Below are 7,877 nucleotides of genomic sequence, written 5' to 3'. Positions count from 1 at the left end.
TTATACCTCACAAGATGTACTTGCTAGGGTGGATACATTCAGATGAATAAAAATGCATTCTTTTTTTAGAATATTCACGAGCAAATTTTTTAGATTCATTTATAACATTTACCATTACTTCATCGAATTCTTGTACATCGATTTTGTTATCTCGATGCAATGATTCAATATAAATTGATTGAATAAATATTGAGATTGGAATTGACGAACGAATTCCAAGATTAGTTTCTCTAAATGGAATTCCTTGTTTATTACATAAATATGTTTTTTTCTTTATGTCAAAATTCCATTCAATTACTTTAATTTTAAATCTGTGAGTTAAATTTTCGGTATGAACTAAGTGTTCTGTTTCATCACTATTTTTAATTAGTGATTCAAATTCTAACTTTTTATTATTAATATAAATATTAAAATCACGATAATTTATCCAATATGATGCAAACTTTTGTGATAATTCTTTCCTGTTTTTTTCATCATAAATTTGATGAACAATTTCCGAGTTAGTATTTTCAATTAAGACACTGACTCCAGAGTTTTTATCATTACTTGTAACAGTTTTTGGTTCACTAAATTTAGAATGTGATAAATTATTTCTATCTAAAACAATTGTAAATTCTTTTGAGTTGTTAGAATTTTTATAAGTACTAGTATAAGTTACTAAATCTCCAATTGCTAAAGATTTATACCTTCCTTTGCCTTCTTTTCCGTGATAAGATCTTCCTTTAGGACTTTGATTCTTTGTCTTTTTTTCTGAACCTCCAAGTTTACCAAAAATCTCTTGACCTTTTGAATATTCTAATCCGTGTCCATTATCAATTATTTCTAATGATTCATAACCACCAAGATGATTTGGTTTTATTTCAATATTTATTTTTGATGCATCTGCATCAAGTGCATTCCAAATAAGTTCTGAAATAGCTGTTAAACCATTAGCTTTAGTTAATGATTCAATATGGTCTTTTTCTACTCCTAAATCTATTATTTTTGACATGTTATTTATTTAGTACGGTGGTTTATGGTTTACGCGAAACAATCTCTTTAATAAACAATACTACTATCCGTTTTGTGAAAAACCTTTATAATGATATTTCGTCAAATCGGCATATACTAACTTGTTATCAAACTTAATACATTTTAAAATATTCAGTTAGCATCTTAATAGTTCATATTCAAACATATTATTTTTTTTTCAAATATTCTTGTGAATTTAAGTAAATCACTCAGTATTTTGAGTCTATCTACGATTTAAACAAAAAAATAGCGACTTCGGAGTAGTTTTCCAGCCCTCTGCAAGAGCAAGTAGTTTTGAAAGCTCAAATCTCAATTTCGAGTGCCTCAAAACATAACTTGCTCTAATCCTTCGATTAGTAAATCTACCAATTTTACTGCGTAAAATCTAAAGTGATTTTATAGTAATAAATCACAAACTATTTGACACTAAAGTGCCAAGAGCAACCCTAAAATTCCATTTAAAGTTTTCAAAGCATACATATACTTTCTTTGTTGTAAGATAGTAAAGTAAGTTTTGCAATTGTCTTTAAAATAAAGCTTTAAAACTGTTTATAAATAGCTTTTTAGTAAAAACTTAAAAGTACAAAGTTTGAAAACGATAAAACAATTTTTACAGTTTACGTTTTGCAAAAGCACCTGTTTACAAGGTTGTGCAAAAACAAAGAAGAAAAAGCTTAACGTAAGCATTGTTTTTGTAAAGAAAGAAATATTGTTGTGCTCAAGCTCAGTAAAATGGTAAAAAGTACCTAATTAAAACAAAATAAAAAGTTTAGCATCAGTTAAACAGTAAAGTAAACATTACCTACTTAAAACAGTGAGTAGCATTTTAAACAAACTAAAACTTACAACTATCCATAATGTAAAATGTAAACTTTTAAAAATGAACAATATGGAAACAGTAAAACAACCGTTGAAAATTAGCTTTTATACACAAAAAGGCGGAGTGGGGAAATCTACTTTAACAACACTCTTAGCAAGTCAGTTGCATTATCGATTAGGCTATAATGTTTTGGTGATGGATTGTGATTTTCCTCAAAACAGTTTAATCAATATGAGAGAGCGTGATAAGGATAGTATCATGCATAATGAATATTACAAACAAGCTGCAATTAGACAGTTTCAGACCTTAAAGAAGAAAGCCTATTCCATTGTAAAATGCAAGGCGGAAGATGCTTTAGAAATAGCCATAGACACAATGAAAGAATTAGATCAGACTTTTGATGTTGTGTTCTTTGATTTACCAGGAACTGCCAATACCAAAGGAGTATTATCAACTTTAAACCAAATGGATTTCATCTTTAGTCCAATTATCGCCGATCGACTAGTTGTGGAAAGTACCTTAGGCTTTACTAAAGCTTTTGAGAATTTACCTAAAGATACAGACAAGCAAGCAAAACAAGAATTATGGCTGTTTTGGAATCAAGTAGATGGAAGAGAAAAAACTGATTTATACAATAGCTATGAGAAGGTTATTCAGCAGCTGGATATTGCTATTATGCGAACAAGGATTAAAGACAGTAAACGCTTTCGAAAAGAAATAGAAGCAACAGGTAAATACGTGTTTCGATCAAGTTTATTGCCTGCTGACACTAGTCTCATGAAAACGACCAATTTATCGGCATTTGTAGAGGAGTTTTTAACGATAACCAACCTTTAAATTTTTACCCAATGAAAGAGCAAAAGAAGTCAAAACAAGAATCTCAGAAAGAGTTAGTAGACGAGGATTATTTAATGAACATTATGAGTGGAGATATAGAGGTCAAACCTATAAAACACTTTCAATCCACAAAAGAAACAGAACCTGTAATACAAAAACAAGCATCACAAACAAAAGAGAAAAAAACAAAGAAAGAGACCTTAATTACTAAATACCAAGAACTCTTTTTGATTAATGACTTCCCATCAACAAGAGCAGGCAAGGTGGTTTATATAAGACCTGAGTATCACGAAGTACTACTTCGTATAACGCAATTAGCTAAAGAAGAAAAAACAACACTTTACTCTTACTTAGACAATATTCTAAGACAGCATTTAAAAGAGTACAACCAAGAAATTACCCAATACTTTAATGATAAATTTAAACCTATTTTATAATGAGAAAATTCAAACACTTTAGAAAAGCAGCTCCAGTACAAATTACTAAAAGCAAAGAAAGTTATGTAGATACTTTTTTTAAAGAAGTAGCGACAAAGGCCAGAGACGGTAAAACAGTTTATATGCGTCAAGAATTTCACGAGAAACTAACCCGAATTGTTCAGGTAATAGGAGAAGACAAGATTTCTATTTATGCCTATTTGGACAACTTATTGATGAATCACTTTGAAGAATTCAAAGAGATTATTCTTGAGGAGTTTGATCAAAAGTACAAACCTCTGTTTTAGGCCTATGGAAGTCTTAATTATAATTTGTCTTCTAGTCGTTATTGTGCTTCTTCTATTGGATAAAATTCAAAAGAAAACAGATCTCAAAGAAAAAGAAGCATCATCTTTTAATCAGAGTGTTTCAACTGTACTAGGAGAAGCTAAACCGATAGTTTTAAAAACTGTTGTTGAAAAAACAACTAAAGATGATGAAATTGATTTACTAGAAGAAGCAAGAGAATTTGATACCACTTACTTACTAGAAGATACTGTGTTTTCCAAAAGTGTTAATTATAAGGAAATAACAACGTTGGTGAATGCTTTAGAACAGCATACTATAGACTTGAATTTAGAGCAAAAATCTTTAAAAGAAATCGTTCAAAAAATATCAGGAAGTGATCTGTTGGATTTATTAGAAGAGAATATAAAAGGATCAGCTACACAAATTGCAGTGTTATTAAATCAATCTTCTACATCAGTTTTAGATAAAAACCAAGATTTCAATCTAACAGATTTTTTATGAAATTCAACTCTTTTGTTGTCCTTTTAAAGGTATTAATAACCAGTATATTGTAAATGGTATACTGGTTATTCTTTTATTTTAAGGAGATTTAACCTAGCGCGACATCCAAGGTCATCATCACAATAAACCCACCAATAAACCCAAGTGTCGCAATATCTGTATTATTGTTTTGTTGAGATTCTGGAATTACCTCTTCAACAACAACAAAAATCATCGCTCCTGCCGCAAAAGCAAGTGTATAGGGTAAGATAGGAGTGAAGGTTGTAACGGCAACAGCTCCTAAAACACCAGCAATGGGTTCGACAATGGCGGATAATTGTCCATAAAAAAAACTTTTGCGTCTACTTAATCCCATACGTCTTAAAGGCATAGAAACCGCAATCCCCTCAGGAAAGTTTTGCAAGCCTATTCCTATGGCTAGTGTTACTGCACCAGCGATGGTCGCTTGAGGTATGTCAGCCGCAACACCGCCAAATAAAACACCTACAGCTAATCCCTCCGGGATATTGTGTAAGGTTATCGCCAAAATAAGCAAAGTTGTTTTTTGCCAAGGCGATTTAATCCCTTCAATCTGTTTAAAATTAGCGTGGAAATGGGGTAGAATCTTGTCTAACATAAATAGAAAAGCAGCTCCTCCTAAAAATCCCAATACTGCTGGTGTTACCTTGGTAAACCCCTCTCCATCACTCATATCAATTGCTGGAATCAACAGACTCCATATACTAGCAGCAACCATAACCCCTCCCGTAAAACCAAGCATGCCATCCATTACTTTTTTATTTTCCTTTTTGAAGAAAAATACTAAGGCTGCTCCTAAAGCTGTGACTAACCACGTAAAAAGTGTAGCATATAAAGCTGCTAAAATAGGGTCAATAGATTCAAAATAAGAAAGTATCGATTCAAACATTTTTGTGTATTTAGTTATATTATTTGGTTTATGAAACTATAATTGAGTAATGTATTTCTAATCAATTTGACTTTGTAAGTAAACGTTTCAAATTATTTTGAGCAAAAATAATAAAAATTAAATTAATCTAATTTTATTTTTAGCTAAGACTAATTTTACTTAATCCCAACCAGATTTTTTATTGAATTATATGGTTTGTAATCAGATAATTGAATTAATATTTTCTAAATATGATTATTTTTCAAAAGATGCTATTGGAGATAGCAATAAGATGTACTTAGGATAAAATTTTAATTAGATTTTTTAAAAGTATTAGTAGTATTAATTCAAGGTAAATCAGTGTAAAGTATTAGATTTTAGGTTCTTCAAAAGCCATCTACAACCTCAAAATTCCATAATCAATTCATCAAATCGTTTTTCAAAGACATTTATCCAAGTATCATGCAAAGGGCATGATAATAACTTATTAAATGTCATTCTTATGAAAACAAAAACAATCAAACAAAGGCTATTCTTACTACTTGTTGTATTAAGTAGTTTGCCACTCTTAGCTCAAGGAAACGGAGCAGCAGGTATCACAGAAGCTACTCAGATGGTCACTTCTTATTTTGATCCAGCCACTAAACTAATTTATGCTATTGGAGCAGTGGTAGGTCTTATTGGAGGAGTAAAGGTGTACAACAAATTCTCAAGTGGTGATCCCGATACAAGTAAAACAGCTGCAAGCTGGTTTGGGGCTTGTATCTTTTTAATTGTAGCAGCTACAATCTTACGTTCATTTTTCCTTTAAACGATGCGCTTATGAAAAAGTATAGTATCAATAAGGGAATAGGAGCAAGCGTTGAGTTTAAAGGACTCAAGGCGCAATACCTGTTTTATTTTGCAGGTGGACTATTAGGAAATCTTATTCTTGTTATGGTTATGTATATGGCAGGGGTAAATAATCTTATTTGTTTAAGCTTTGGTCTTGGATTTTCGGGTTATCTGATCTACAAAGTGTTTGCAATGAATAAGAAATACGGTCAGTATGGACTTATGAAGCTTCAAGCTAGAAAATACTTTCCAAGGTATATCATCTCAAGGAAAGATGTCAAAGGGTATTTCAATAGGAACTTAAAATTAAAGACCTATGAGAAATACAGCTAAGACAAACACCCTTGAGCGGATGTTTCCGATTTTGTCGGTGGAGAACAACTGTATGGTCTCAAAACAAGGAGACATCACGGTTTGCTATAAAGTGATTTTACCCGAGATATTTACTATCTCAGATAAAGAATATGAAACTATTCACAGCGTGTGGCATAAGGCTATTAAAACGCTCCCTGAGTTTACAGTGATTCACAAACAAGATTGGTTTGTAAAACAGAGCTATGAGGCTGATTTTATAAATGAAGAACAAAGCTATCTAAGTAGAAGTTTTGAAAGGCATTTTAACGAGCGTCCTTATCTTAATCACAGCTGTTATTTGTTTATTACTAAGACTACCAAGGAGCGAATCAAAAGTCAAAGCAACTTTTCATCACTCACAAGAGGAGAACTCATTCCAAAAGAAATAAGAGATAAAGATGCAATTCAAAGTTTTTTAGAAGCCACGACTCAATTGGAAAAGATTGTAAATGATAGTGGACTAATTCATTTAACTAAACTATCAGAAGAAGACATCATTGGCTCAGAGGAAAAAAGTGGACTCTTGGAGCAGTACTTAACGCTAAGTCCTATTAAAAGAGGAAGTTTACAGGATATTGCAATTAGCGCGGATAAGGTTAGAGTAGGAGATAATAGGCTTTCTGTCCATACCCTTTCAAGTACAGATGATTTACCTACTGAGGTATCGTATCTGTCTTACTATGAAAAGCTATCAACCGATAAAAGCAGTATGGCTTTATCGTTTGCTGCCCCAGTTGGACTCTTACTTAATTGCAATCACATTTACAATCAGTATTTGTTTGTAGAAGACAGTGAATACAATCTAAAGCAATTTGAAAAGTCAGCTAAGAATATGCATTCCCTTGCCAGATACAGTCGGGCAAATCAAATAAACAAGCAGTGGATCGAAGAATACCTAAATGAAGCGCATAGTAAAGGGCTTACTTCTATCAAAGCTCATTTTAATGTAATGGCTTGGTCAGATAATCAAAATGAACTTAAACAGCTTAAAAACGATGCAGGGAGCGCAATCGCGTCTATGGAATGCGTACCAAGACACAACACCGTAGATGCACCCACACTTTACTGGGCAGGTATGCCAGGCAATAGTGGGGACTTTCCAAGTGAAGAGAGCTTTTACACGTTCATAGAGCCTGCCTTATGCTTGTTTACAGGAGAGACGAACTATCAAAACTCGCTATCTCCCTTTGGAATTAAAATGGCAGATAGACTCACTGGTAAACCAATTCACTTAGATATCTCGGACTTGCCGATGAAAAAAGGAATTATCACTAACCGCAACAAGTTTATCTTGGGACCTTCGGGAAGTGGTAAGAGCTTTTTTACCAATCATATGGTAAGGCAGTACTATGAGCAAAACGCTCATGTGCTTTTAGTAGATACAGGGAATTCATATCAAGGGTTGTGCGAACTGATTAAAGGAAAAACAAAAGGGGAGGACGGGGTATATTTCACCTATACTGAAGAAAATCCAATTGCCTTTAATCCATTTTATACTGATGATGGGGTATTTGATATTGAAAAACGAGAGAGTATTAAAACCCTCATCTTAACTCTTTGGAAGCGCGATGACCAGCCGCCCTCGCGAGCAGAGGAAGTGGCGCTTTCAAATGCAGTTAGCGGCTATATTCAAAAACTTCAAAACAGCAACATAAAACCAAGCTTCAATACTTTCTATGAGTATATCAAAATCGATTATAAAGAGGAGTTAGAACAGAAACAAGTTCGAGAGAAAGACTTTGATCTAGCTAACTTTTTAAATGTACTAGAGCCTTACTTTAAAGGAGGGGAATATGACTATCTATTAAACTCAGAAAGCGAATTAGACCTTTTAAACAAACGCTTTATCGTCTTTGAAATTGACGCGATCAAGGGTGCGCCCGTCAAGGTTGCATAAGAAATGTCCTTT

General features: G+C 32.8%; 8 protein-coding genes and 1 pseudogene. 7 read left to right on the top strand and 2 right to left on the bottom strand.

The window, feature by feature from the left end; translation table 11 throughout:
• Positions 1–7: 7 nt before the first annotated feature.
• Positions 8–991, bottom strand: a complete 984-nt coding sequence (locus GJV76_RS14810; protein ID WP_155093366.1) for an ATP-binding protein — start codon at positions 989–991, stop codon at positions 8–10.
• 909 nt (positions 992–1,900) lie between these two features.
• Here GJV76_RS14810 and GJV76_RS14805 point away from each other — a divergent pair.
• The 4 genes from GJV76_RS14805 to GJV76_RS14790 are packed head-to-tail and all read left to right on the top strand — an operon-like array spanning position 1,901 to position 3,894.
• The gene (locus GJV76_RS14805; RefSeq protein ID WP_155093365.1) at positions 1,901–2,668 is read left to right on the top strand and encodes a ParA family protein; all 768 of its coding nucleotides are present in this window, start codon (positions 1,901–1,903) and stop codon (positions 2,666–2,668) included.
• Between the two features lie 11 nt (positions 2,669–2,679).
• Positions 2,680–3,105 (top strand): DUF3408 domain-containing protein, encoded by a 426-nt coding sequence (locus GJV76_RS14800; protein WP_155093364.1) that lies wholly within the window; start codon positions 2,680–2,682, stop codon positions 3,103–3,105.
• Entirely contained in the window at positions 3,105–3,392 is a 288-nt protein-coding gene (locus GJV76_RS14795; RefSeq protein WP_155093363.1) for a DUF3408 domain-containing protein, read from the top strand. Before GJV76_RS14800 ends, GJV76_RS14795 begins: the two co-directional genes overlap by 1 nt.
• A gap of 4 nt (positions 3,393–3,396) precedes the next feature.
• A complete protein-coding gene (locus GJV76_RS14790; RefSeq protein WP_155093362.1) occupies positions 3,397–3,894 on the top strand; it encodes a hypothetical protein in 498 nt (165 codons plus the stop codon).
• Between the two features lie 88 nt (positions 3,895–3,982).
• Here the strand turns inward: GJV76_RS14790 and GJV76_RS14785 are convergent, their stop codons facing one another.
• Positions 3,983–4,801 (bottom strand): ZIP family metal transporter, encoded by an 819-nt coding sequence (locus GJV76_RS14785; RefSeq protein WP_155093361.1) that lies wholly within the window; start codon positions 4,799–4,801, stop codon positions 3,983–3,985.
• 481 nt (positions 4,802–5,282) lie between these two features.
• On the opposite strand from GJV76_RS14785, the gene GJV76_RS14780 reads away from it, so the two are divergent.
• From GJV76_RS14780 to GJV76_RS14770, 3 genes and pseudogenes are all read left to right on the top strand, one after another.
• Positions 5,283–5,591 (top strand): DUF4134 domain-containing protein, encoded by a 309-nt coding sequence (locus GJV76_RS14780; protein ID WP_073145514.1) that lies wholly within the window; start codon positions 5,283–5,285, stop codon positions 5,589–5,591.
• 11 nt (positions 5,592–5,602) lie between these two features.
• Positions 5,603–5,947, top strand: a complete 345-nt coding sequence (locus GJV76_RS14775) for a DUF4133 domain-containing protein (protein WP_155093360.1) — start codon at positions 5,603–5,605, stop codon at positions 5,945–5,947.
• A pseudogene (locus GJV76_RS14770) lies at positions 5,931–7,841 on the top strand (TraG family conjugative transposon ATPase); the annotation flags it as partial. The gene GJV76_RS14775 and the pseudogene GJV76_RS14770, both read left to right, overlap by 17 nt.
• Positions 7,842–7,877: the final 36 nt, after the last annotated feature.

The sequence above is a fragment of the Myroides albus genome, from assembly GCF_009711045.1.
In the GTDB taxonomy this organism is placed as follows: domain Bacteria; phylum Bacteroidota; class Bacteroidia; order Flavobacteriales; family Flavobacteriaceae; genus Flavobacterium; species Flavobacterium album_A.
This window is presented reverse-complemented; position numbering and strand designations above follow the sequence as displayed.